We start from the raw sequence: 23,003 nt of genomic DNA on the forward strand, positions 1-23,003 counted from the left end.
TCCCCCGTAGGGCGTATGCGGTATTAGCAGTCGTTTCCAACTGTTGTCCCCCTCGACTGGGCAAATTCCTAAGCATTACTCACCCGTCCGCCGCTCGACGCCCAACAAATCATCCGAAGAATCTTTGTTGTCGTTTCCGCTCGACTTGCATGTGTTAGGCCTGCCGCCAGCGTTCAATCTGAGCCATGATCAAACTCTTCAATTAAAAAGTTTTTTGAAATCCGAAAACTCCGACTCAATGAATTACTGAATTAACTTGTTATAGTCACTCAGTGCAACATTGATATATGAGATATCAATCCTGCGCGAGTGCCCACACAGATTGTCTGACTAATTGTTAAAGAGCGTGCCACGATTTTTCTATCGTAGCGGGATGCGAATGATACGCTTCCCAGCACCTAAGTCAAGGGAATTTTGAAATTTTCTTCATAAATCCGATTTTGACTTAGAGTCTTCAGTCAAACCTGCGTTTTCAGCCGTTTGCCCTGTCGACGGAGGCGCATTATAGGGGGTTATTTTATCCTGACAAGCGCTATTATGATGTAACAAACCCGTTTGTTCACAAAACCCCCAGCAAGGACGAGAAAGCAGTCAAACTGGGCATTTAGGGAGCATTTCATGGCAACTAAACCGTTCAACAACATCACTCCGGCAGTACCCGAAACCGCCTTCGTCGACCCCAGTGCAGTTCTTTATGGCGACATCACTTTAGGCGAAGACGTCAGTGTCTGGCCCCTGGTCGCCGCCCGTGGTGATGTAAACCACATTCGTATCGGCGATCGGAGCAACGTCCAGGATGGCTCCGTGCTACACGTCACCCGTAGAGGAGAATCCAATCCCGACGGTTACCCACTGCTTATTGGTCAGGATGTTACCGTGGGCCACAAGGCGATGCTGCATGGCTGCACCGTAGGGGATCGGGTACTGGTGGGCATGGGTGCCATCGTTCTGGACGGCGCAGTCATTGAAGACGATGTCATACTGGGTGCCGGCAGCCTGGTGCCCCCGGGCAAGACCCTGGAGTCCGGTTTTCTCTATGTAGGCAGTCCGGCCAAGCAAGCACGCTCCCTGAACGACAAAGAACGTGCTTTCCTGGCGGTTTCAGCAGAAAACTACGTGAAACTGAAGAATGAATATCTGAACCAGGAATAGGCATCAGATGGCCGGATGCTGTAACCAGATCCGGCCCTGAGCATCAAAGTTCTCCTCTTCGATGAGGGTTTCTGCCTCATCTTCGAGATCAAACCTGTGTTGTTCAAATGCCTGGATCGCCTGCTCCTGAGTGGTGATCTCGGTGTCTGCCAGGTGCGCCAACGCCGGCAGTGCGATGAAGCACCCCACTTTTTGGCCCGCCACCAAAGCAGTGAAGCTCAAGTGATGCTGCTGCATATCCACCTGAAGCTGGTCATTAAACAATATCTGCTGATTCATTGTGCCTCTCCCAGCTGGGCCATAAGCAGATCATAGACCTCATCCGTTGAGGGAGACACCCCCCGCCAAATCTCAAAGCTGACCGCCGCCTGCTCCACCAACATCCCCAGTCCGGCCAGGTTGATGACCGCCCCGGCATCCTCAGCCCAGCGCTGAAACACTGTGGGTTTATCGCCATAGGCCATGTCATAGCAACTGCCTCCCGCCACCAACATCTCCTGCTTCAAAGGAGGCAAGGCAGCCGACAGCGACGCCGAAGTGCCGTTAATGATCACGTCAAAGGCCCCCTGGACCTCCTCGAATCCCCCCCCCTGGACCTGACCCAGATGATGAAACAGTTTCGCCAACTCGCGGGCTTTGGCCGCAGTTCTGTTGGCGATAACCAACTGGCCCACCTGAGCCGCCATCAGCTCTGGAATAACACCGCGCACCGCGCCCCCGGCCCCAAGCACCAATACCCGTTTCCCCGCCAGAGCCACCTCATGCTTGAGCAGATCCCTAACCAAGCCCTCGCCATCGGTGTTATCACCGCACAGCTGACCGTCTCGCCAGAATAGGGTATTCACCGCACCCGCCAGGCGAGCGCGCTCACTCAGTGAGTCGCACAGCTCTGCAGCCTGCTGCTTGAACGGCAGGGTCACATTGGCACCCTGGCCGCCGGCGCTCCGGAATTGCTCGACCGACTCAGTAAAGCCATTCAGAGGTGCTAGAATCGCCTCATAGCTAATCTGCTGACCGGTCTGTGCGGCGAAACGGGCGTGAATCAGCGGAGACTTACTGTGTTTGATGGGATGACCGAATACGGCGTATCTGTCCATTGGCGTCGTCATCTGTAAGAGGGAAAGGAATGCTATCTGTTATACGCCGCCTGGTCGACCGCAGGCAAGAGCCGGCAGAACCCGCCAGCGCTTATGAACTCATTGGGGGCGAACCCGTGGTGCGTGCCATTGCCAATCGCTTCTACCAGTTGATGGAGCAGGAGTCCCGATATCAGCCACTGAGGCAACAGCACCCGGATGACCTGCAAGACAGTGCCGACAAGTTGTTTATGTTTCTGTCGGGCTGGCTGGGGGGCCCTCCGCTGTTCGAACAAGCTCATGGCCACCCGATGCTCAAGGCAAGACACCTAAGCTTCCGGGTTGATAAAGCACAAAGGGATCAGTGGCTGGATTGCATGCGGCGGTCCCTGAACGAAACGGTCAGTCACAAAGAGGGACGTCAGGCCATACTCAAAGCCCTGATCCCCCTTGCGGACCATATGCGCAATGTGAATGAGGACTAACTCAGCTCCGAGATCCAATCACGTGGGCGCAGATAATCGCGGTACAGCGCCGCCTCTGCGCTCCCCTCCTCCGGCTGATACTGATACTCCCAGCGCACCAACGGCGGCATGGACATCAGGATCGATTCGGTGCGGCCGCCGGATTGCAGCCCAAACAGGGTGCCCCTGTCCCAGACCAGGTTGAACTCCACATAGCGACCGCGACGATACAACTGGAACTGACGCTGCTCTTCGGTATAGGGGGTGTCCTTACGGCGAGCCACGATGGGAGCATAGGCGGGGATGAAACCCTCCCCCACGGCCTTCATAAAGGCAAAGCTCTTCTCAAATCCGGGTTCGTTGAGATCATCGAAGAACAGACCACCGACTCCCCGGGTCTCACCCCGATGCTTGAGGAAAAAGTACTCGTCACACCATTTCTTGTACCTGGGGTAGATGTCGTCACCGAAGGGCTGGCACAGATCCCGGGCCGTCGTGTGCCAGTGCAGAACATCGTCATCCTCGGGATAGAAGGGGGTCAGGTCGAAACCACCGCCGAACCACCAGATGGGCGCCGCCCCCTCTTTCTGGGCGATAAAGAAACGCACGTTGGCATGCGAGGTCGGTATATGAGGGTTTCTGGGGTGAATCACCAAAGAGACCCCCATGGCCTGAAAGTGACACCCTTCCAACTCGGGACGCTGCGCGGTTGCAGACGCAGGCATGCGATCGCCAAACACATGGGAGAAGTTGACGCCCGCCTGTTCAAACACCTCGCCCTCGGCCAGGACTCGACTGCGACCCCCGCCCCCCTGAGAGCGTTGCCACTCATCTTGTGCAAAGGTTGCCTTGCCGTCTGCTTGTTCCAGGCTGGCACAAATGCTGTCCTGCAGCGCCAGCAAAAACTGACGCACCTGCTCAATCCGTTGTTCCATGGTTGCCTCGGTCGACGTTAGCCGGCGCGCAGAGTCTCGCCGGTGATGGCATTTCTGATGGTGGATGGGGCAAGAGATTCCCCGATCTGACTATCGACAACCCCATCCAGCAGTCCATCCAGGGCCAACTGAACCTCGGAAACACTCCGGCCCGGCTCTTCACCGGTCAGGTTGGCACTGGTTGACACCAGGGGCTTGCCGAACAGGCCGGCCAACTCGGCCGCCTGGACGTGGCCGGTCACTCGAACCGCCACTGATTGAAATTGGCCGGTTATCCAGTTAGGAGTACCGGGTTTGGCCGGGACCACCCAGGTATAGGGGCCTGGCCAGCTGTCCAATACCCGCTGTCGCTGGGCATCGGTGAGGGAATCAAAGTCCACATAGGGACTAAGCTGGTCAACATTCGCCGCCAGCAAGATCAGCCCCTTCTCAACCGGACGCTGCTTGATGGACAGTAAGCGCATTACCGCGTCCCGATTATCAGGGTCACAACCCAGGCCGAACACCGCTTCGGTGGCATAGGCAATCACGCCACCTTCGGCCATCATCTCGGCCCCTTGCTTGGGGGTAATGCACTTACTCATGGATTAGCGGCCCAGCTTTTCCTGCAAGGCAGCATCCTTGGCCATAACAGCCTCGGCGTTCTTCTGACGATCCGCCTTAACGCGCTCAGCCATCTCTTCGCTGGCAACCGCCAGCATCTGAGCGGCCAGGTAACCGGCATTCTTGGCACCGGCTTTGCCGATGGCAACTGAGGCTACAGGCACACCACCAGGCATCATCACGGTGGAGAGCAGTGCGTCGTGGCCCTGAAGCGGGCCAGCATCGATGGGCACACCGATGACAGGGCGGGTAGTAATGCCAGCAACGGCACCAGCCAGGTGAGCGGCCAGGCCAGCAGCACAGATGAACACCTTGCAACCGCGCTCTTCGGCATCCTTCACGTAGGCGTGAGTTGCCGCAGGGGTGCGGTGTGCGGAGGTCACCTTGACTTCGAAGTGAATGTCAAAGCTCTTAAGGACGTCCAGGGTGGACTGCATTACGGGCAGATCGGAATCTGACCCCATGAGTACAGCAACAAAGGGTGTGGTCATTGTGGTACTTCCTTTTTATACCGTTTTATTATGGGTAGGGTACTTCGCGAGCGATTATATCGCTTTGCCCCGATATTTACAGGTTCGTTGCGGACAAATTAATCTCAATTCGCCCCGGGCACGCTTCTCCACCAGGATACCCCAACCACAATCCGGGCATTTCTGCTCGTGCGGTTGGGCATTTACCACATATTTACATTTAGGGTAGTTACTGCAGCCATAGAAAGGTTTTCCCGAACGACCACTTCGGTGAAGCAGATGTCCTTTGCCGCAATCCGGGCACACCACCTCAGAGTCCTCCTCCTCCTCGCGGACGATGAAATCACACTCAGGATAGCCGGTACAGCCGATGTAGATGCCGTATCGACCGGACTTCAATGCCAGGGGCAGCTCACACTGGGGGCAGGGCTGATCCTCCATCACTTCGATGATGCCCACCTCTTTATGGCTCAGCGGTCTGCTGTAGTCACAGGCGGGGTAGCTCTGACACCCAAGAAACTGGCCGCGCTTGCCATGGAGAATATGCAGCTCGGACCCGCACTGGGGGCAAACCTCGTACTCCCGCTCCAGGGCATGCTCATGGGCATTGAACAAACCGTCATCAATTCTACTCACGTCACACTTTTCCGCTCAAAAAATGAACAATCATCGACACACCTAGGGTGCTTGAATATAGTACCAGTGCCCAAGGCGGGGGGCACGGTGTTTACCCTGAATTGGCTTCTGAAACCTCATTTAGATCTGTATGCAAACTTTTGTAGAGGAGTATCTGGTGATGAAATTGAAGAGTGTCTCTCTTTGTCTTGCCGCGGCAACCCTGCTGTTTGGCTGCGCCGGCACCCAGGAGAACGCCCAGGCCGTCATCACCAACTCCGTGGATCTCTCCCTGGCGAACCGCGGCGATGCCAGCGTCATCAATGATCATCAGCTGGCACGCAGCATTGCAGCCGTCTCTGCCATGGCCGCCGACCCCATCAGCAACCGCCAAGCCCTGTTCAATCACCTTCAGTATCTGCGCGCCTACAGTTACTTTGCCGATGTTGATCTTATCGACGATGCACAGATTCAGCAGCTGCATCAGGGGGTCATCACTCTGGGTCAGTCTCTGGATCGTCGCACCCCAGAACTGCTCGAGCAGTGGGGAGTGTTGGTGTATCGCTACTATCGTCAGGATGGGATGGGCCAGGACCTGGATTCCATTCCAGAGTTGATGGCACAGCAACTGGCTTCCTTCGAACAGACCGGCAGTGGCTCCGCCATCCAGGATTACGCCCTGTGGGAGCTACTGCGAGGTGCCGGCATGCTGCTGGAGTCAGTGCGCCGGGTCCCTGACAGCCCTCTTAAAGAGCAGCTGCTGGAGAGCGATCTGGACAACGCCCTGCTCCGTTTCGCCGCCAGCAAGGGCGCCCAGCGTCCTTCCGGTGACTGGGCCCAGCAAAATGCCTACTGGGCACTGGCCATGTGGCAACTGAACCAACCCGAAGAGATTCGCCTGCTGACCGAGCAGCGTGTGGCCCAGGTGGCCCGTGACGATCAAACCATTCGCGGCACCGAGGCTGGCCAGGCCTTTACCATGGGCTTTCTGGTCAATGCCTTTCTGGGTCAGCAAGCCTGTACCCAGGATTATGGCGACCTCTGTGTTCTGCCTAAAGAGGAGGAAGTTCTGCCCATCGAGCATCAATGCTCCGACAGCCTCTACATTCGCGCTCAGGATCTTACCCAGCATGAGCTGGAGCAGACCTGCCGCCGCCTCACCTCTCAGGAGCAGGACTTCCATCTGCTGCTGGCGACCGATCAACAGCCTGTGGCCAACGACCACAACGACGCCCTGAAAGTGGTGGTCTTCAAGAACTGGAGCCAATACAACGCCTACGGGCAACTGCTCTATGACATCAATACCGACAACGGTGGCATGTACATCGAGGGCAGCCCGGATGAGCAGAGCAACCAGGCCACCTTTTACGCCTATCGCGCCTGGTGGAAAGAGGAGTTCCAGGTCTGGAACCTGAACCACGAATACATCCACTATCTGGATGGCCGTTTCGTCAAATACGGTGGGTTTGGTCACTTTCCGGAAAAGATGGTGTGGTGGGCCGAGGGAATGGCGGAGTACGTCTCCAAGGGCCGCAGCAATGATCAGGCCCTGACCCTGGCCCGGGACTATGGTGTCGACAGCTGGCCTTCGCTGGAGGAGATCTTCTCCACCCACTATCACGATGGCCTGGATCGCACCTATCGCTGGAGCTACCTGGCAGTACGCTACTTCTGCGAGAATGACCGGGAAGCCCTGCAGGCACTGGGGCGCGCTTTAAAGCAAAACGACTTCAGCTCCTATGATGAGGCCCTGCTGGCGTTCGCTGCGGAAAATCAGGAAGGCTTCAATGAGTGGCTAAGCACCCTGGTGGATGCCATGCCCCAGGAAACCGTTCCGATGCAGTTGGCCGACACTCCCGTGCCTCGCAAGGAGAATCACTACAGCTACCGGGACTACCTTAAGCCTTCACATCTGGCTCAAAGCGACAGTCACCTGAATCTTTAACGGACAGAGAAAATAAAAAGAGGGCTGCTGTGGCCCTCCCCTTCCGACGGCGGCGCTTGAGTGCCGCTTTCTTATTCTGGCTTAGTGGATCATCCCCTCGGGCTCTTCGAACACCAGGTCCTCCATCTGACGATAGGCACCTTCGTTGCCGGGGGCGTTAAACAACACCATCAGAACCACCCATTTGAGATCGTCCAGGGTCAGAGGCTCACCATCGAGCTCCATCACACGGTCGATCACCATCTCCCGGGTCTCTCCGCTCAGCACCTGGATCTGCTCCAGGAACAGCAGGAACCCGCGACAGGCGGTGTCCAGTCGGATCTGCTCCGCTTCTGTGTAAACGCGAAGACTGTGGTTGGGGTTAGTGTACAGATAGGGCTGGTCAGTACCGTCCTGCAATGCCGCCAGCTTCTCAATCCAGATTAATGCCTTACCAATCTCCTCTGACTTAAAACCCGCACGACTTAGCTCTTCCGTCAGCTCTTCGCGATCCAACAACAACTCAACATCGCTTTGGACATAGGTCTCGAACAGGTACATCAGTATGTCGAACATGCGCTACCCTCCCCTAAGCCGGATGTAACCGCCGGGCACTTGCGTGACCCGACCCTCTAACTCCAGTAACAACAGTTGCTCTAGCACAACATCTACTGGCAAATCGCTCCGAGCCACCACTACATCTACTGGCGTGGCCTCATAGCCCACACTATCCAACAACCTGGGCAAAGGCAACTCCGGTGCCTGGGGGCGAATTCCTGACTGAGACCGCCTTGGCAGTTGCGGCATCAACTCCTCAAAGATATCGACCGGGGCAGAGACCAGTTTGGCACCCTGCTGAATCAAAAAATGACACCCCTGAGCCTGGGGGTTGTCCACCGAGCCGGGCACAGCAAACACCTCCCTGCCCTGTTCGGCCGCCAGACGAGCAGTAATCAACGACCCGGACTTCACTCCGGCTTCCACCACCAGAGTGGCGTAGCACAAACCACTGACCACCCGGTTGCGCCTCGGAAAACACCCTTTGTGAGGGCGCATATCCGGCCAGAAGGTGGACACCACCGCCCCCTGCCTGGCAATCTCGTTTTGCAGCCTGTTATGGATACGTGGGTAGCAACGACTCAGACCACACCCTGTCACTGCCACGGTTTTGCCACCTGCAAGGGCCCCCCGGTGGGCGGCACCGTCTATCCCCTCCGCCAGACCGCTGACGATGACCCAACCCTCGGCGGCCAACTCCCGGCACCACTGCTGGGTTCGCTCCTTGGCGGCCGGGGTGGCCCGGCGGCTGCCCACCACCGCCAGTGCAGGTCCGGCCAACAGCTGCGGGCTTCCCTCCACAAACAGCAGCAAAGGTGGATCCGCGATCTGCCTGAGCGCCTGGGGATACCCCGGGTGGTCCAGGGTCAGGATCTGCCTGTTATCTCCCTCGGCCCAGCTCAGGGCGAGATCCAGCCGCCGTCGATCCGGATAGGCCAGGGTTTGGGCAAAGTCATGGTGTCCACCGGGCAGATCCCCGGTGAGGGCCCACTGGCGAAGAACCTCAACCGGCGCAACATCCAGCAGGGACAACTTAGCCCCAAGCCCCAACCCTCTGGCCAGTTCCAGGGCCAGCCAATCGGTCAAAGAGGACGCCATCGCCCCTCCGGAGTCACCGCACGGTCAGCCATCTGCAGGGGGTGGCCCGCCCGGGTCACCAGGGCCAGGCACGCCCGCTCATAGCAGCGCACCACCAAAAGCTCTCCACGTACCAACCGGGCTTCAGCCCTTGGCCTGTGCACCGCCGTCAACAGCTGACCGGGTTTCAACTGTTCGCTTCGCCCCAGATACACCAACTCCCCAGGTCCCACCTCACTGGCCTGATTCGGTGCCGCCAACAGCGGCAGGTCAGTACCAGGCTCGGCCGGTCCCAGGGGAAACAGGAGTGGCTCCGCCTCTATGGTGGACAACGCGTAGAGCGACTCGCCAGGAGACACCTCCCGCAGGCTGTGGATCAGCTTGAGGTGCCCCGCCCCGTCGGCAACCCCGGTAGCCGCCAGCACCATCTCCTCCCCCAGGAGGGCGCCACTGTCCGGATCTCTGAGGCTCTGTCGGCGCCGGAACACCCCAAACTCTCCGCCCGCCGGCAGAGGATGGCTGAGGTACAGGGTATCTCCCGCCACAAACCTCAGGGAGTTTCGGCTTCCGGACTCCACCACAGGAGCCTGTTTCAGAGCCTCAGGGCTGAGCACCGCCACATGCTCCAACAGTGGTCTTAGTAAGGCCCTGTCCAGCGTTGGCAGAGGGGAGTGCGATTCGCTCCCTCTCTGGTGCCTCAGCACCGGCATACCATTTTCCAGAGTCAGCCAAAGACGATCCCCGGGGTAGATAAGGTGTGGGTTGGCAATGGCCGGGTTGACGCGCCACAACCTGGGCCAGAGCCAGGGATCATTCAGATAGAGACCCGAGATCCCCCAAAGGGTATCTCCCTGTTTTACCGTATATATCTTTGGAGCCCCAGGGCGCAGAGACAGGCTGGAGGCCCACCCGGGGATGGCGAGGATAAGAAAAAACATCAGAAGAGTTCGGCGCATTCAACATCCTTGTCGACCTATAACCGTTTCGCCTGTGCCTGTTCATGACCTCGGCAAACAGTTAAAATTGAGCCAATGACAACCTAAGTATAATCAGGTTGAGTGTTTTTACAGATTTGAAGACGAGAGAACCATGGCTACTTTGCAAGTCCTGCGTTTCCCGGACGAGCGCCTGAGAACGGTTGCCAAACCGGTGACCGAATTTGATGGCAACCTCCAGCAACTGGTTGATGACATGCTGGAAACTATGTACGAAGAGAAGGGGATCGGCCTGGCTGCCACCCAGGTGGATCGCCACGTCCAGGTGATCGTGATGGACCACTCTGAAGACAAGTCTGCTCCCATGGTGTTCATCAACCCAGAGCTGAGCAATCAAAGCGGTTCCTTCACCAACGAAGAGGGCTGCCTGTCCGTGCCTGGCGTCTATGCCAAGGTCGACCGTCATGAGACCGTGACCATCAAGGCTTTGGACCGGGAAGGTACCCCCTTCACCATCGACGCCAGTGAGCTGCTCTCCATCTGCATTCAGCACGAGATGGACCACCTCAATGGCAAGTTGTTCGTGGACTACCTGTCGCCACTGAAACGCCAGCGCATCCGCCAGAAGCTGGAAAAACAAGCCCGGCTGGATGCCCGCCACGCCTAGGAGACAGCCTTGAATCCCCTGAAGATTGTGTTTGCCGGTACGCCGGATTTTGCCGCGCGTCACCTGGATGCGCTGATCCAGAGCGACCACCAGGTGGTGGCCGTCTATTCCCAGCCCGACCGCCCAGCCGGCCGAGGCAAGAAACTGACCGCCAGTCCGGTGAAAACCCTGGCCCTTGAGCACGACATCCCGGTGTACCAACCCAAGTCCCTCCGTCAGGAGGAGGCCCAGCAGGAGCTGGCTGCCCTGGACTTCGACATCATGGTGGTGGTGGCTTACGGCCTGATTCTGCCCAAGGTGGTACTGGACACCCCCAGACTGGGTTGCATCAATGTCCACGGCAGCCTGCTGCCCCGCTGGCGCGGTGCCGCCCCCATCCAGCGCTCCATCTGGGCTGGCGATGCAGTGACCGGGGTGACCATCATGCAGATGGACGAGGGACTGGATACCGGCGACATGCTGCACAAGGTGGAGCTGCCTATTGAGGCCAACGACACCTCGGCAGCCCTGTATGACAAGCTGGCACAACTGGGTCCCCAGGGACTGCTGGAAGCTCTGAGCCAAATTGCCGACGGCACCGCCAGGGCGGAGGTGCAAGATGACAACCAGGCCAACTACGCCGAGAAACTCTCCAAAGAGGAGGCGCGCATCGACTGGACCCAGAGTGCCGAGTTCATCGCCCGTTGCGTCCGCGCCTTCAACCCCTGGCCAGTCAGCCATTTTGTTGCCGGTGACAACACCCTGAAGCTTTGGCAGGCCAGTGTAGTCACCGGCAACGACAGCCAGCCCGGCACCATCATCCAGGCGGATAAACAGGGTCTGGTGATCAACTGCGGCGACCAAGCCCTGAAGCTGGAAACCATCCAGTTGCCTGGCAAGAAAGCGATGGCCGCCACCGACGTATTGAACGCCCGCAAGGAGTGGTTCGAAACCGGGACTCTGCTGTCATGAGCCAACGCAACACCCGAGCCCAGGCCGCCTGGGTCATCGAGCAGGTGATCGACAAGGGCCAGTCCCTGGCCACCTGTCTGCCCCAGGCACAGCAGTATCTTGCCAACCCCAAGGATAAGGGACTGCTGGCGGAGATATGTTACGGCGTAATGCGCCAACTGCCGGTGCTGGACACCCAGGTACTGGCCTGTCTGGATAACCCGCTCAAGGGAAAGAAACGCATCATCCACTGCCTGTTGCTGGCTGGTCTGTATCAGCTCAAGCACATGAGGGTAAAACAGCACGCCGCGGTCACCGAAACCGTCGAAGCCACCCGCCAGCTCAAGGCCGGAGGCCTATCCGGCCTGGTCAACGGAGTGATGCGTCGCCTCTGCCGGGAGCTGGAACAGGTGCAGCAGCAGCGTTTCAGTGACGACAGCCGCACCTACCTGCACTCCCGCTGGTTTATCGAGCGGGTGCGGCACGCCTATCCGGACAGTTGGCAGCAGATCCTGGAGGCCAACAATCAACACCCTCCCCTGTGGCTGCGCAACAATGCCAGCCAGCAGAGCCGGACAACCTTACTGGATGCCCTGGAGGAGCTGGGCATCGAGGCGGTCGTCGGCCAGAGCCCCAATGCCCTGCGGCTGACTCAGGGAATGGATGTCACCAAGCTCCCCGGTTTCGACCAGGGCAGCGTGTCCGTCCAGGATCACTCGGCACAATGGTCCGCCTACCTGCTGGCCCCCCGTCCCGGAGAAAGGGTACTGGATGCCTGTGCCGCCCCGGGAGGCAAGACCTGTCATCTGATGGAGTATCAGCCGCAACTGGACGAGGTGGTGGCCCTGGACATCGATCAGAAGCGTCTTGAACGAGTGCAGCAGAATCTGGAGCGACTGGGACTGACCGCCACCCTGGTGGCCGGTGATGGCGCCGACCCCGACACCTGGTGGGACGGACGCCAGTTCGATCGCATCCTGCTGGACGCCCCCTGCTCCGCCACCGGGGTGATTCGCCGTAACCCGGACAGCAAATGGCTGCGCCGGGAGAGCGACATCGATACCCTGGCGGTGCTGCAGCAGCAGATCCTGCACGCCTGCTGGAAAATGCTGAAGCCCGGCGGCACCCTGGTGTACGCCACCTGCTCCATACTTCCTGAAGAAAATGTGAACCAGATCAAGACATTTCTTCAGCAGGTGCCGGATGCTATGCTGCTTAGCATCAATCCGGAAGACACCAGTGACCAACCTGGCTGGCAATTGCTGCCCCGCCCCGACGGCGGTGACGGCTTCTACTACGCCAGAATGACCAAAAGGCACTGAATTATTAGATGAAAATCATCATTCTCGGGGCCGGCCAGGTGGGCGGCACGCTGGCCGAAAATCTGGTTGGCGAAAACAACGACATCACCATAGTCGACAACGATCAGGTCACCCTGCGCTCTTTGCAGGACAAGTACGACCTGAGGGTGGTTCATGGCCACGCAGCCCACCCCGGTGTCCTGCATGAAGCGGGCGCGGAGGACGCGGACATGCTGATTGCAGTGACCAACTCCGACGAAACCAACATGGTGGCCTGCCACCTGGCCTACACCCTCTACGGCACGCCGACCAAGATTGCCCGAATCCGTTCAGAGCAGTTTATGGCTCGCCAGGACGCGCTGTTTCAACGCAGCGGCCAGGGCAACGATTGCCGTGGCCGCTTCTTCATCGACGAGCTGATCGCCCCGGAACAGTTGGTGACCCACTACATTCGCCGCCTGATTGAGTACCCCGGCGCCCTGCAGGTGGTGGAGTTTGCCGAAGGCAGGGTCAGTTTGGTGGCGGTGAAAGCTTATTATGGCGGCCCCCTGGTGGGTAATGCCCTTTCCGCCCTGCGGGAACACATGCCCAACATCGACACCCGGGTCGCCGCCATCTTCCGTCAGGGGCGTCCCATTCTGCCTCGGGGCACCACGGTGATCGAGGCGGATGACGAGGTGTTCTTCGTCGCCGACTCCAAACACATCCGCGCGGTGATGAGCGAGATGCAGGAGCTGGAGTCCAGCTACCGTCACATCATGATCGCCGGGGGAGGCAACATCGGATTCGGCCTGGCCAAAGCCCTGGAACCCTACCACGAAGTCAAGCTCATCGAACGCAATGGCGAACGCGCATCCGCCCTCTCCGAGTGGCTGGACTCCACCACGGTGTTCCATGGCGATGCCTCGGATCAGGAGCTGCTCAACGAAGAGCAGATCAACCAGACCGACGTATTTATTGCCGTCACCAACGACGATGAGGCCAACATCATGTCCGCCCTGCTGGCCAAGCGCCTGGGCGCCAAGAAGGTGATGGTGCTGATTCAGCGGGAAGCCTACGTGGATCTGGTGAAGGACGCCAACATCGACATTGCCATCTCCCCGCAGCAGGCCACCATCAGCTCGCTGCTGACCCACGTGCGCCAGGGGGACATCACCAACGTCTACTCCCTGAGGGGCGGCGCCACAGAAGCCATTGAGGCCGTGGCCCATGGGGATGAAAACACCTCCAAGGTGGTGGGCAAGCAGATTCAGGACATCAAGCTGCCCCCGGGCACCACCATTGGTGCCGTCGTCCGCAAGGAACAGGTACTGATCGCCCACGACCGCACTGTCATCGAGGCGGACGACCATGTGATCATGTTCCTGGTGGATAAGAAGTACATCACGGAAGTCGAGAAACTGTTCCAGCCCAGCGCGCTGTTTATCTAGACTTTAATCATGATCAATATCAGGCCACTCTCCTTCCTGCTGGGGCTCTTTCTGGCGGTAGTCGCCGGATTGATGCTGGTCCCGGCAGGGGTATCCCTCTATCACGGCGAAGGATTGGCCGAGGATTTCTTCAAGTCCGCTTCCCTGACCGCCATCGCCGCCCTGGTGGCGGTGAGTAACGGCTACCGCAGCCACCTGACCCTGAGTACCCGGGATCTCTACCTGTTTACCACCCTGACCTGGATCATCGTATCCATGTTTGCGGCGCTGCCCTTCACCTTCTACCACGGCATCAGTTACACCGATGCCTTCTTCGAGACCATGTCAGGAATCACCACCACAGGCTCTACGGTGTTGTCTGGCCTGGATGATACCGCCTGGTCCATCCTGATCTGGCGCTCGCTGCTGCAGTGGCTCGGAGGCATTGGCTTCATCGTCATGGGCGTGGCCATCTTCCCCATGCTCAACGTGGGTGGCATGCGGCTGTTTCGCACCGAATCCTCCGACTGGTCCGATAAATGGATGCCACGCACCCAGCTGATTGGCCGGGGTCTGGTGAAGGTCTACCTGCTGCTCACCGTCCTGTGCTGCATCGGCTATCTGCTGGCGGGCATGACCCCGTTTGAGGCGATCAATCACGCCATGACCACCCTGTCCACTGGCGGGTACTCCACCACAGACAGCTCCATGACCCACTTCAGCACCCTGGCCCACTGGAACGGTACCCTGTTCATGTTCCTTGGGGGGCTGCCCATGCTGATCTACCTGCAGATGGTGCACATGCGATCCTTCAGCGTCTGGAACGATCAGCAGGTGAAGGGATACCTGAGCTTTGTGGTGCTGGCCTCACTGGCCCTGGGCTGGTGGCTGAGCAACGAACAGCAACTGCCCTTCTTCGACGCCCTAACCCTGGCCAGCTTCAACCTGGTGTCCGTGGTGACCACCACGGGCTTCGCCTCCACCGACTACAGTGCCTGGGGACCGGCGGCCTGGGTGATCTTCTTCTTCCTGATGTTTGTGGGCGCCTGTTCAGGGTCGACGTCAGGCGCCATCAAGATCTTCCGCTTCCAGCTGGCCGGAGCCATCCTGCATAAGGCCCTGAAGCAGCAGATTCACCCCTCGGCGCTGTTTCCCCAGCGTTACAACCGACGCACCATCAGCGAAGACATTGTCCGCTCCCTGGTGAGCTTCTCCATCCTGTTTATTGCCACCATCATAGTGCTGGCACTGTTCCTGGTGTTGGTGGGCGTGGATCCGGTATCCAGCCTGACCGGGTCCATTACCGCGGTCACCAATGTGGGGCCTGGACTGGGCGAAGTGATCGGCCCGGCTGGCAACTTCGCCAGCCTGCCGGATTCGGCCAAGTGGGCACTCAGCCTGGGAATGTTGCTAGGAAGGCTGGAGATCATCACTGTGGCCGTGCTGTTCCTGCCCTCCTTCTGGCGCTACTAGGGGCCCAAGCCCCTGTAGTTATTCCGCCAGGGTGATCAGGTGGCGGCCATAAGCCTTCACATCCTCCCAATCGGTGTAGTCGATCACCGAACTCTTGTCCGTAGGGCCATCGGTCATCTTCATGATCATCTGAATCATCAGGGTGTCCAGTGTGCCCCAGGCAGGGTAGTCCACCTTGCCGGCGATGACTTTAAGGTGCTGAGGTTTCCAGGGAGACAACTCCAGGAACTTCTGCATATAGCGGTTACCCTCCACCGTGGCCTTCTCCGGTGTGCGGGCCACCACGGAGAGGTTGTAGAAGCTGTTGGGTTTCGCCTGAATCAGCTCCTGGTGATCGGCCACAAACTGCATAAAGCGCTTATCGTAGTTGCCGTAAAGAACCGGCGCCCCCAGGACCACGGCATCATAGCTGTCCCAGGCCACCGGTTCGTGGGTCGCTTCGACAATATCCATCATGTCGCATTGGTGCCCCTGTTCTCGGATGGTCTCCATGATCACTCTGGCCACCCGTGCAGTATGTCCACCACGGCTCATATACAAAATTAAAAAACGCTTCACTTGGCCTCCGCCTCTATGCGCAAATCTCGACTAATGGATGATATAGGTCTGCCCACCTTCTCATCTATGGAGAAAGATCACACTTTTTTAAGGAAAATTTGTAAGAATTGGTCGAATCGGGATCTGGCACTGCTTAACAAAACGCCGCGTTCGGATTAATATTAGTCTCTCCTAAAGCCGAGGTAGATTATGGCACTGACAATTGACCTGGAGAATATGACAACGAACGCTCAGGAAGCGTCGAAGTTATTGAAGACCATCGCCAACCCACATCGACTGATGCTGCTCTGCCTGATAGGCAAGCAGGAATTGACCGTGGGTGAATTGAATGAGCAGGTACCCCTGAGCCAATCAGCCCTGTCTCAGCACCTGGCCGTGTTACGAAATGAAGGTCTGGTGAAGACCCGAAAAGAGGCACAGCTGGTTTGGTACAGCCTGGACAGCAAAGAGGTCGAGGCAATCATCAATCTGCTGTACGACCTGTACTGCGGCGCCGAACAGTAATCCCTCCCGTAGCCCATCCTGTGGTTACCGGAGCGGATTGCTCCTCTCCTATTCGCCAGCAACCCGATCGGCGAACGCCTCTACTCTGCCCCAGTCGGTAAACTCCTGCACCGTCGACGGTTCCGTTGGTCCCTTGGTGATCCACATGATAAAGCGGATGATGTTGCGGTCCCAGAACCCCAGAGCCGGGTAATTCAGCGAACCCGCAAACACATCCAGCAGTTGGGGCTGCCAGGGCACCATCTTCAGAAACTTGGCCACATAGGGGTTGGTGTCGGCGTTGTTCTTCTCCGGCTTGCGTGCCACCAGATTGACGGAGAAGAACGCACTGCGCTTGTGCTCCAGCAGCCCCTGATTGGCTTTCACAAAGTCGATGACTGCGGGTCGGTATTTGCCGTAGCGGATACTGGCGCCAATCACCAGGGTATCGAAGCCACTCATCTCTTTTGGCGGCTGGTCTATCTCCGCCAGCTGCACCTGATTTTCCGTGGCCTGCAGCCGTGATTGCATCCGCTGGGCTATCTTGCGAGTCTGCCCGTCCACGGTGGAATAGAGAATCAAAATCCGCCTCACAGCCTCTCCTTAGCTCTTCCAGAATGCCGGGGTGAACAGCACCAGCAGGGTAAAGATCTCCAGTCGGCCAAACAGCATGGCCAACACCAGGATCCACTTAGCCACGTCGCCGATGTCACCGTAGTGGGATGCCACCGTCCCCAGACCCGGCCCCAGGTTATTCAGGCAGGCCGCCGTGGCACTGAACGCGGTAATGTCATCCAGTCCTGTGGCCAGCAGTGCCACCAGGCAGATGGCAAACACCAGGGCGTAGGCGGCGAAGAAGCCCCACACCGCATCGATAACCCGGTCTGGTACCGCCTTGTTATTCAAACGAATGGAGAACATCGCCCTGGGGTGAACCAGGCGCTTGAGCTCACGCCCCCCCTGCAACAGCAGCAGAATAAAACGCACCACCTTCATGCCGCCGCCGGTAGAGCCGGCGCAGCCCCCCACAAAGCTCGACAGTATCAGCAGAACCGGCAGGAACAGCGGCCATTCGGAGAAGCTGTGGGTACCAAAGCCTGCGGTGGTGGAGATGGAGACCGCCTGGAACAGGGCATAGTCCAGCGTCGACTCCGGTGAGTCGTAGATGCCGCTGTCCAGCAACACCAAAAAACAGAGCAGGGTCAGGATCAGCTGGAACAACAGGAACACCCGGACCTCAGCGTCACGCCAGTAGTTCTTCAGGTTGATGCCCCGGCGGCTGAAGGCACCGAAATGAAGGCTGAAGTTCACCCCGGCGATCAGCAGAAACACCACACAGATGGTATTGACCAACTGGCTGTCGAAGGCCCCAATGGAGTCATCGTAGCTGGAGAAGCCACCGATGGAGACGGTAGAGAAACTGTGCCCCAGGGCATCAAATGCGCTCATGCCCGCCAACCAGTAGGCTCCGGCACAGGCTAGCGTCAGCGCCAGGTAGATGTACCACAGCGCCTTGGCGGTTTCGGCGATGCGGGGGGTCATCTTATTGTCCTTCACCGGACCCGGGGTTTCACAGCGATAGAGCTGCATGCCACCAATGCCCAGCATCGGCAGCACCGCCACCGCCAGTACAATGATCCCCATGCCACCCAGCCACTGCAGCAGGTGACGATAAAACAGAATCGCCTTGGGCAGATGCTCCAGGCCGGTGATCACCGTCGCCCCGGTGGTGGTCAAGACAGAAAAGGCTTCGAAGAAGGCATTGGTGACGGTCAGATCCGGCTCCGAGGAGAGCAGGAAGGGGATGGCCGCAATGGACCCCAGCACCGTCCAGAACAGAACCACGATCAAGAACCCTTCACGGGCCTTGAGCTCCTCCCTGATATTGCGGTTCGGGTACCAGGCGATCAGCCCTATCACCAGACTGATCACCAGCGCCTGCATGAAGGTGGCGCCCTCTCCATCCTTGTAGATCACGGCAACCAGGGCCGGTGGCACCATGGTGAGGCTAAAAAGCATCACCAACAGGCCGATGATTCGAACTATCGATCGATATTGCATCTGTGTGTCAGCTGTTCTTGTCCGGGGTCAGTCCCACTCAACCTGCAGTCGGCCCTGACTACTCTGGGCCAGTTGTAAAGCGAAGCGCTGCCTCTGTTCCTCGGGCAACGCCAGGCTATAAGTTACTTGTTGTTCAAAATCTTGGGAAATAATTTTGCCATCAAAGTGACCCAGCCAATGTTCCAGGGTGGGCTGATCGGCGTAATCCACCCGAATCCTGCCCTGTACCATGGGCACGTAGGCACAGGTGGGCAATGTGTCCAGGGCCAGTTTCACCCCACCGGAGTAAGCACGTACTAACCCGCCAACCCCCAGTTTGGTGCCACCATAGTAGCGAATCACCACCACCGCCAGCTGACCCACCTCGGCCCCCAGCACCACATTGAGCATGGGCCGACCGGCGCTTCCCGCCGGCTCCCCATCGTCACTGGCACCAATATCTCGGGTATCCCCGGGAGGACCGGCATTGAAAGCCAGGCAATGATGGCTGGCCTCCGGGTGCAACTCCCTGGCCCTTTGTTGCAGCTCACGGGCCTGTCTGCCCTCGGAGACATGGGCCACCCAGGTGATAAAGCGACTGCGCTTAATCACCTCCTCCACCTCATAAAAGCGGGCGGGCACCTGGAATCCGGCGCTCATCAGGCCAGCCCAAGATCCCGGGTCAGGTTTTCAATTCGGTCGCCATGGACCACCACATCATCCTCGATGCGGATGCCTCCGTAAGGACGAAGCTCGTCGATCATCGAGGTGTTGAGCATCCCCTTGGCGCTGGCGCTGAGGCCCGCCAGCAAGGTATCGATGACATAGAGGCCAGGCTCAATGGTCAGCACCATACCCGGTTCCAATGTGCGAGTGCAGCGCAGGGCAGGATGGGCGCCGGGAGCCGCCAGATGGGTTCCCAGCTCATCCTGCATGAAACCGCCCACATCGTGCACCTGCAGGCCGATCTGGTGACCCAGGCCATGAGGGAAAAACGCGGCGGTCACCCCTTCGGCGATCAGGGCTTCGGTGGACCCCGAGGCCAGCTCGAAGCGGCTCAGCAGCTGGGCCACTCGTTGGTGCATATCCAGGTGCAGCTCGGTGTAGGCCATGCCCGGTTTGATGGTGTCGATAATGGCCAGTTGCTGCTCATTCATGGCCGCCACCAGCTCCGCAAAACGGCTATCCGGGTCGAAGGCGTAGGTCCGGGTAATGTCGGACGCATAACCATGGAAGCTGGCACCGGCATCCAGCAGGAAGCTGCGCATCCGCTTCGGCGCCACCCGCTCCAGAGCGGTGTAGTGCAAGATGGCACTGTTCTCATTGAGGGCAACGATGTTGCCGTAAGGCACCTCGTTCTCCCCCTGGGCGGTGGCACTCAGGTAAGCCAACTGAATGTCGAACTCACTCTTCTGACCGAAGAAGGCATCACGCGCAGCCTCATGGCCGCAGACGGCAATCTCACTGGCGATGCGCATGCAGGCCAGCTCATAGTCGGTCTTGTACGCACGGTGATAATGCAGATAGTCCATCACCGGCTGAGGATTCACCTGCTCCATGCCCCACTGCCCCGCCAGCTCCGTCGCCTCTCCGATAAAGGCATAAGCAGACAGGTCATCCGGCAGCAAGGCTCGCGCCTGCTCCGGCTTCTCTATCACTTTGATATCGACCGCCTCGGTCCAGAACCCCTGAGGCAACGGCGGCACCTTGTGCCAGAAGTCCACCGGGCGGTAGAACAGCAGAGCCGGCTTCTGGGATGGACGGATCAGCAACACACAGTGAGGGTTGTCAGTTACCGGTACCCAGTGTTTGAAATGGGGGTTCACCTTGAACGGGTAATCCATGTCATCCAGGAAGATTCTCTGAGGCACACCGGCGTGAATCACCAGCCCTTGCAGCCCATGCCTGTTCAGCAGGGTTTCTGCACGTCGGGTCAGGGTGGCCAGATGGTCCTGATAGAGGGGAGCGAAACGGTCCATGACTCTCTCTGTTGTCGTGATAGTGATCTGTGGCGGCAGTGTAACACAGTCCCAAAGGCAGCTCAGGAACTGAGCCGCCACGGATATCAAACAAGCGTTTTAAATAGGTGTTGCAATTTACTGTGACGCAGGACACACTTTGAGTAATCGGTCACCAATTCGGACGTGACCCCCCGCGGTAAAAAGGAAACCAAGCATGATTTATCAAAGCAGCACCATTAAGGTCAGCTGGCTGGAGCCCGGTATCGCCAACCTCTGTTTTGACGCTGAGGGTTCAGTGAATAAGTTCGACCGAACCACACTGAACGATTTCGATCAGGCCCTCACCGCACTTCAGCAGGAATCTGGCCTTAAGGGGCTGGTGGTCAGCAGCGGCAAGGATGTCTTTATCGTTGGCGCCGACATCACCGAATTCCTCGGCCTGTTTGCCGAGCCGGAAGAGGTGCTCGGCAACTGGCTGGTGGAAGCCAACGCCATCTTCAACAAGCTGGAAGACCTTCCCGTACCCACAGTGGCGGCGATCCGCGGCTTCGCCCTGGGCGGCGGCTGTGAAGCGATTCTGGCCTGTGACCTGAGGGTGGGTGACAGCAGTGCCCGCATCGGGCTGCCGGAGACCAAACTGGGGATCATCCCGGGCTTTGGCGGCACCGTACGCCTTCCCCGCATCATTGGTGCCGATAACGCCATGGAGTGGATCACCACGGGTCAGGAAAACCGCGCCGACGCGGCCCTGAAGGTGGGGGCGCTGGATGCGGTCACCACACCCGAAAAACTGATGGAATCCGCCGTTAAGATGGTGCAGCAATCCATCAATGGCGATATTGACTGGCAGGCACGCCGCCAGCGCAAGCTGTCGCCGCTGAGTCTGTCCAAAATTGAAGCCACCATGTCCTTCACCACCGCCAAAGGGATGGTGGCCATGAAGGCGGGTCCGCACTACCCGGCCCCCCATGCCGCGGTAAAACTACTGGAGCAGGTGGCCGGTTGCGGCCGCGCCGAAGCCCTGCAGGGGGAAGCAGCCGCCTTCATCAAGCTGGCCAAGAGCGACGTCGCCCAGGCCCTGGTGGGCATCTTTCTCAACGACCAATATGTCAAAGGCAAAGCCAAGAGAGCGGGCAAACAGGCGCGTCCGGTCAACAGTGCCGCCGTTTTGGGCGCAGGCATCATGGGTGGCGGCATCGCTTACCAGTCGGCCCGCAAAGGCGTGCCTGCGGTGATGAAGGACATCGCCCAGCCCGCCCTGGAACTGGGGCTCAACGAAGCCGCCAAGCTGCTGGCCAAACAGGTGGAGCGTGGCCGCATGAAGCCCGCCCAGATGGCCGGTGTTCTCAACAGCATCGTCCCCAGCCTGGACTACTCCGCCATCAAGCACGCCGACGTGGTGGTGGAAGCGGTGGTAGAGAACCCCAAGGTGAAGGGAATCGTGCTGGCGGAAGCGGAGGAGATTCTGCGTGATGATGCAGTGCTGACCTCCAACACCTCCACCATCTCCATCAATGCCCTGGCCAAGAACCTGAAGCGCCCTGAGAACTTCTGCGGCATGCACTTCTTCAACCCGGTGCATCGCATGCCCCTGGTGGAGATCATCCGTGGCGAGCACAGCAGTGAAGAGACGGTGTCTACCGTGGTGGCCTACGCCGCCAAGATGGGCAAGACCCCCATCGTCGTCAACGACTGCCCCGGATTCTTCGTTAACCGGGTGCTGTTCCCCTACTTCTTTGGCTTCAACCTGCTGCTGCGCGACGGCGCCGACTTCCAGCAGGTGGACAAGGTGATGAGCAAGCAGTTTGGCTGGCCCATGGGTCCCGCCTACCTGCTGGACGTGGTCGGTATCGATACCGCCCACCATGCGGTGGCGGTGATGGCCGAAGGATTCCCCACCCGCATGAGCAAGACCTTCCGTGACGCCGTAGACATCATGTTCGAGGCGGAGCGCTTCGGTCAGAAGAACGGCAAGGGCTTCTATCAGTACGCCCCGGATCGCAAGGGCAAGCCGAAGAAGAGCGTGGACGAATTCACCCTTGCCGCCCTCAAGGAGGCCTATGGCGACACCAAGGCGTTCGAGGCCGAAGAGATCATCGCCCGCACCATGATCCCAATGATCAATGAAACCGTGCGCTGCCTCGAGGAGGGCATCGTGGCCACCCCGGCAGAAGCGGACATGGCCCTGGTCTACGGCATCGGTTTCCCGCCCTTCCACGGCGGCGTATTCCGCTACCTGGACACCCTGGGACTGGACAAGTTCGTGGCCATGGCTGACCGCTTTGCTCACCTGGGCGAGATGTACCAGGTTACCGACAAACTGCGCGAAATGGCCGCCGCCGGCGACCGTTTCTACCCCGCTAAATAAGGAG

At 58.8% G+C, this 23,003-nt stretch carries 24 protein-coding genes and 1 rRNA gene; 10 read left to right on the plus strand and 15 right to left on the minus strand.

The features are described 5' to 3' along the window. Positions 1 to 205: ribosomal RNA gene (locus G505_RS0115180) — 16S ribosomal RNA — on the minus strand; the annotation flags it as partial. 413 nt (positions 206 to 618) lie between these two features. On the opposite strand from G505_RS0115180, the gene G505_RS0115185 reads away from it, so the two are divergent. Further along, positions 619 to 1,152, plus strand: coding sequence for a gamma carbonic anhydrase family protein (locus G505_RS0115185; protein ID WP_028110323.1), 534 nt, complete (start codon positions 619 to 621; stop codon positions 1,150 to 1,152). Positions 1,153 to 1,155: 3 nt separating this feature from the next. Here the strand turns inward: G505_RS0115185 and G505_RS0115190 are convergent, their stop codons facing one another. Then, complete coding sequence (locus tag G505_RS0115190; RefSeq protein ID WP_028110324.1) at positions 1,156 to 1,431, minus strand: DUF1488 family protein; 276 nt, start codon at positions 1,429 to 1,431, stop codon at positions 1,156 to 1,158. Further along, positions 1,428 to 2,249: a shikimate dehydrogenase gene (aroE, locus tag G505_RS0115195; protein ID WP_028110325.1), complete on the minus strand. Its 822-nt coding sequence runs from the start codon at positions 2,247 to 2,249 to the stop codon at positions 1,428 to 1,430. Before aroE ends, G505_RS0115190 begins: the two co-directional genes overlap by 4 nt. A gap of 29 nt (positions 2,250 to 2,278) precedes the next feature. Between aroE and G505_RS0115200 the strand changes: the two genes are divergently transcribed. Next, positions 2,279 to 2,713, plus strand: coding sequence for a group II truncated hemoglobin (locus tag G505_RS0115200; protein ID WP_051216302.1), 435 nt, complete (start codon positions 2,279 to 2,281; stop codon positions 2,711 to 2,713). Here the strand turns inward: G505_RS0115200 and hemF are convergent. Genes hemF through G505_RS0115220 form a run of 4 tightly spaced genes read right to left on the minus strand, consistent with a single transcriptional unit; the run spans position 2,710 to position 5,336 of the window. Further along, complete coding sequence (gene hemF / locus G505_RS0115205) at positions 2,710 to 3,627, minus strand: oxygen-dependent coproporphyrinogen oxidase (protein WP_028110327.1); 918 nt, start codon at positions 3,625 to 3,627, stop codon at positions 2,710 to 2,712. The two genes, G505_RS0115200 and hemF, sit on opposite strands and share 4 nt — an antisense overlap. Positions 3,628 to 3,644: 17 nt before the next feature. Continuing rightward, on the minus strand, positions 3,645 to 4,211 hold the full coding sequence (tsaC, locus tag G505_RS0115210) for an L-threonylcarbamoyladenylate synthase type 1 TsaC (RefSeq protein ID WP_051216305.1): 567 nt from the start codon (positions 4,209 to 4,211) through the stop codon (positions 3,645 to 3,647). A gap of 3 nt (positions 4,212 to 4,214) precedes the next feature. Beyond that, on the minus strand, positions 4,215 to 4,721 hold the full coding sequence (gene purE / locus G505_RS0115215) for a 5-(carboxyamino)imidazole ribonucleotide mutase (protein ID WP_028110329.1): 507 nt from the start codon (positions 4,719 to 4,721) through the stop codon (positions 4,215 to 4,217). Positions 4,722 to 4,775: 54 nt separating this feature from the next. Continuing rightward, a complete protein-coding gene (locus tag G505_RS0115220; protein WP_028110330.1) occupies positions 4,776 to 5,336 on the minus strand; it encodes a DNA topoisomerase family protein in 561 nt (186 codons plus the stop codon). Between the two features lie 160 nt (positions 5,337 to 5,496). On the opposite strand from G505_RS0115220, the gene G505_RS0115225 reads away from it, so the two are divergent. Further along, positions 5,497 to 7,260, plus strand: coding sequence for a collagenase (locus tag G505_RS0115225; protein ID WP_245568387.1), 1,764 nt, complete (start codon positions 5,497 to 5,499; stop codon positions 7,258 to 7,260). An 81-nt stretch (positions 7,261 to 7,341) separates the two neighbouring features. On the opposite strand, the gene G505_RS0115230 is transcribed toward G505_RS0115225, so the two are convergent. The 3 genes from G505_RS0115230 to G505_RS0115240 are packed head-to-tail and all read right to left on the minus strand — an operon-like array spanning position 7,342 to position 9,830. Further along, the gene (locus G505_RS0115230) at positions 7,342 to 7,815 is read right to left on the minus strand and encodes a DUF494 family protein (protein ID WP_028110332.1); all 474 of its coding nucleotides are present in this window, start codon (positions 7,813 to 7,815) and stop codon (positions 7,342 to 7,344) included. A gap of 3 nt (positions 7,816 to 7,818) precedes the next feature. Beyond that, positions 7,819 to 8,895 carry a DNA-processing protein DprA gene (gene dprA, locus G505_RS0115235; RefSeq protein WP_028110333.1) on the minus strand — a complete coding sequence of 359 codons (1,077 nt, stop codon included), beginning with the start codon at positions 8,893 to 8,895 and terminating at the stop codon, positions 7,819 to 7,821. After that, positions 8,880 to 9,830: a LysM peptidoglycan-binding domain-containing protein gene (locus G505_RS0115240; protein ID WP_028110334.1), complete on the minus strand. Its 951-nt coding sequence runs from the start codon at positions 9,828 to 9,830 to the stop codon at positions 8,880 to 8,882. The genes dprA and G505_RS0115240 overlap by 16 nt, the downstream gene beginning before the upstream one ends. Before the next feature lie 133 nt (positions 9,831 to 9,963). On the opposite strand from G505_RS0115240, the gene def reads away from it, so the two are divergent. Genes def through G505_RS0115265 form a run of 5 tightly spaced genes read left to right on the plus strand, consistent with a single transcriptional unit; the run spans position 9,964 to position 15,589 of the window. Further along, positions 9,964 to 10,476, plus strand: coding sequence for a peptide deformylase (def, locus tag G505_RS0115245; protein WP_028110335.1), 513 nt, complete (start codon positions 9,964 to 9,966; stop codon positions 10,474 to 10,476). Between the two features lie 9 nt (positions 10,477 to 10,485). Further along, positions 10,486 to 11,427 (plus strand): methionyl-tRNA formyltransferase, encoded by a 942-nt coding sequence (gene fmt, locus G505_RS0115250; RefSeq protein ID WP_028110336.1) that lies wholly within the window; start codon positions 10,486 to 10,488, stop codon positions 11,425 to 11,427. Beyond that, positions 11,424 to 12,728 carry a 16S rRNA (cytosine(967)-C(5))-methyltransferase RsmB gene (gene rsmB / locus G505_RS0115255; protein WP_028110337.1) on the plus strand — a complete coding sequence of 435 codons (1,305 nt, stop codon included), beginning with the start codon at positions 11,424 to 11,426 and terminating at the stop codon, positions 12,726 to 12,728. Before fmt ends, rsmB begins: the two co-directional genes overlap by 4 nt. Before the next feature lie 8 nt (positions 12,729 to 12,736). Beyond that, positions 12,737 to 14,137: a Trk system potassium transporter TrkA gene (gene trkA, locus G505_RS0115260; RefSeq protein WP_028110338.1), complete on the plus strand. Its 1,401-nt coding sequence runs from the start codon at positions 12,737 to 12,739 to the stop codon at positions 14,135 to 14,137. Between the two features lie 9 nt (positions 14,138 to 14,146). Continuing rightward, on the plus strand, positions 14,147 to 15,589 hold the full coding sequence (locus tag G505_RS0115265) for a TrkH family potassium uptake protein (RefSeq protein ID WP_028110339.1): 1,443 nt from the start codon (positions 14,147 to 14,149) through the stop codon (positions 15,587 to 15,589). Between the two features lie 18 nt (positions 15,590 to 15,607). Here the strand turns inward: G505_RS0115265 and hemG (G505_RS0115270) are convergent, their stop codons facing one another. Beyond that, positions 15,608 to 16,147 carry a menaquinone-dependent protoporphyrinogen IX dehydrogenase gene (gene hemG, locus G505_RS0115270; protein ID WP_028110340.1) on the minus strand — a complete coding sequence of 180 codons (540 nt, stop codon included), beginning with the start codon at positions 16,145 to 16,147 and terminating at the stop codon, positions 15,608 to 15,610. A gap of 189 nt (positions 16,148 to 16,336) precedes the next feature. Here hemG (G505_RS0115270) and G505_RS0115275 point away from each other — a divergent pair, with 189 nt between their 5' ends. Then, entirely contained in the window at positions 16,337 to 16,651 is a 315-nt protein-coding gene (locus G505_RS0115275) for an ArsR/SmtB family transcription factor (protein ID WP_084644024.1), read from the plus strand. A gap of 48 nt (positions 16,652 to 16,699) precedes the next feature. Here the strand turns inward: G505_RS0115275 and hemG (G505_RS0115280) are convergent, their stop codons facing one another. From hemG (G505_RS0115280) to pepQ, 4 genes are read right to left on the minus strand one after another with little or no spacing between them, the layout of a single operon-like run. Next, a complete protein-coding gene (gene hemG, locus G505_RS0115280) occupies positions 16,700 to 17,224 on the minus strand; it encodes a menaquinone-dependent protoporphyrinogen IX dehydrogenase (protein ID WP_028110342.1) in 525 nt (174 codons plus the stop codon). 9 nt (positions 17,225 to 17,233) lie between these two features. Further along, the gene (locus G505_RS0115285) at positions 17,234 to 18,691 is read right to left on the minus strand and encodes a TrkH family potassium uptake protein (RefSeq protein ID WP_028110343.1); all 1,458 of its coding nucleotides are present in this window, start codon (positions 18,689 to 18,691) and stop codon (positions 17,234 to 17,236) included. Positions 18,692 to 18,718: 27 nt separating this feature from the next. Further along, the gene (locus tag G505_RS0115290) at positions 18,719 to 19,330 is read right to left on the minus strand and encodes a YigZ family protein (protein ID WP_028110344.1); all 612 of its coding nucleotides are present in this window, start codon (positions 19,328 to 19,330) and stop codon (positions 18,719 to 18,721) included. After that, positions 19,330 to 20,649, minus strand: a complete 1,320-nt coding sequence (pepQ, locus tag G505_RS0115295; RefSeq protein ID WP_028110345.1) for a Xaa-Pro dipeptidase — start codon at positions 20,647 to 20,649, stop codon at positions 19,330 to 19,332. The genes G505_RS0115290 and pepQ overlap by 1 nt, the downstream gene beginning before the upstream one ends. 196 nt (positions 20,650 to 20,845) lie before the next feature. Here pepQ and fadB point away from each other — a divergent pair, with 196 nt between their 5' ends. Beyond that, positions 20,846 to 22,999 (plus strand): fatty acid oxidation complex subunit alpha FadB, encoded by a 2,154-nt coding sequence (gene fadB, locus G505_RS0115300; protein ID WP_028110346.1) that lies wholly within the window; start codon positions 20,846 to 20,848, stop codon positions 22,997 to 22,999. Positions 23,000 to 23,003 lie beyond the last annotated feature (4 nt).

The organism is Ferrimonas futtsuensis DSM 18154 (assembly GCF_000422645.1).
GTDB classification, from domain to species: domain Bacteria; phylum Pseudomonadota; class Gammaproteobacteria; order Enterobacterales; family Shewanellaceae; genus Ferrimonas; species Ferrimonas futtsuensis.

Excerpts from the sequence above, each read along its gene's own strand:
- G505_RS0115185 (WP_028110323.1), top strand. The coding sequence starts at position 619 with ATGGCAACTAAACCGTTCAACAACATCACTCCGGCAGTACCCGAAACC.
- G505_RS0115190 (WP_028110324.1), bottom strand. The coding sequence starts at position 1,431 with ATGAATCAGCAGATATTGTTTAATGACCAGCTTCAGGTGGATATGCAG.
- aroE (WP_028110325.1), bottom strand. The coding sequence starts at position 2,249 with ATGGACAGATACGCCGTATTCGGTCATCCCATCAAACACAGTAAGTCT.
- G505_RS0115200 (WP_051216302.1), top strand. The coding sequence starts at position 2,279 with ATGCTATCTGTTATACGCCGCCTGGTCGACCGCAGGCAAGAGCCGGCA.
- hemF (WP_028110327.1), bottom strand. The coding sequence starts at position 3,627 with ATGGAACAACGGATTGAGCAGGTGCGTCAGTTTTTGCTGGCGCTGCAG.
- tsaC (WP_051216305.1), bottom strand. The coding sequence starts at position 4,211 with ATGAGTAAGTGCATTACCCCCAAGCAAGGGGCCGAGATGATGGCCGAA.
- purE (WP_028110329.1), bottom strand. The coding sequence starts at position 4,721 with ATGACCACACCCTTTGTTGCTGTACTCATGGGGTCAGATTCCGATCTG.
- G505_RS0115225 (WP_245568387.1), top strand. The coding sequence starts at position 5,497 with ATGAAATTGAAGAGTGTCTCTCTTTGTCTTGCCGCGGCAACCCTGCTG.
- G505_RS0115230 (WP_028110332.1), bottom strand. The coding sequence starts at position 7,815 with ATGTTCGACATACTGATGTACCTGTTCGAGACCTATGTCCAAAGCGAT.
- dprA (WP_028110333.1), bottom strand. The coding sequence starts at position 8,895 with ATGGCGTCCTCTTTGACCGATTGGCTGGCCCTGGAACTGGCCAGAGGG.
- G505_RS0115240 (WP_028110334.1), bottom strand. The coding sequence starts at position 9,830 with ATGCGCCGAACTCTTCTGATGTTTTTTCTTATCCTCGCCATCCCCGGG.
- def (WP_028110335.1), top strand. The coding sequence starts at position 9,964 with ATGGCTACTTTGCAAGTCCTGCGTTTCCCGGACGAGCGCCTGAGAACG.
- rsmB (WP_028110337.1), top strand. The coding sequence starts at position 11,424 with ATGAGCCAACGCAACACCCGAGCCCAGGCCGCCTGGGTCATCGAGCAG.
- trkA (WP_028110338.1), top strand. The coding sequence starts at position 12,737 with ATGAAAATCATCATTCTCGGGGCCGGCCAGGTGGGCGGCACGCTGGCC.
- G505_RS0115265 (WP_028110339.1), top strand. The coding sequence starts at position 14,147 with ATGATCAATATCAGGCCACTCTCCTTCCTGCTGGGGCTCTTTCTGGCG.
- G505_RS0115275 (WP_084644024.1), top strand. The coding sequence starts at position 16,337 with ATGGCACTGACAATTGACCTGGAGAATATGACAACGAACGCTCAGGAA.
- G505_RS0115285 (WP_028110343.1), bottom strand. The coding sequence starts at position 18,691 with ATGCAATATCGATCGATAGTTCGAATCATCGGCCTGTTGGTGATGCTT.
- G505_RS0115290 (WP_028110344.1), bottom strand. The coding sequence starts at position 19,330 with ATGAGCGCCGGATTCCAGGTGCCCGCCCGCTTTTATGAGGTGGAGGAG.
- pepQ (WP_028110345.1), bottom strand. The coding sequence starts at position 20,649 with ATGGACCGTTTCGCTCCCCTCTATCAGGACCATCTGGCCACCCTGACC.
- fadB (WP_028110346.1), top strand. The coding sequence starts at position 20,846 with ATGATTTATCAAAGCAGCACCATTAAGGTCAGCTGGCTGGAGCCCGGT.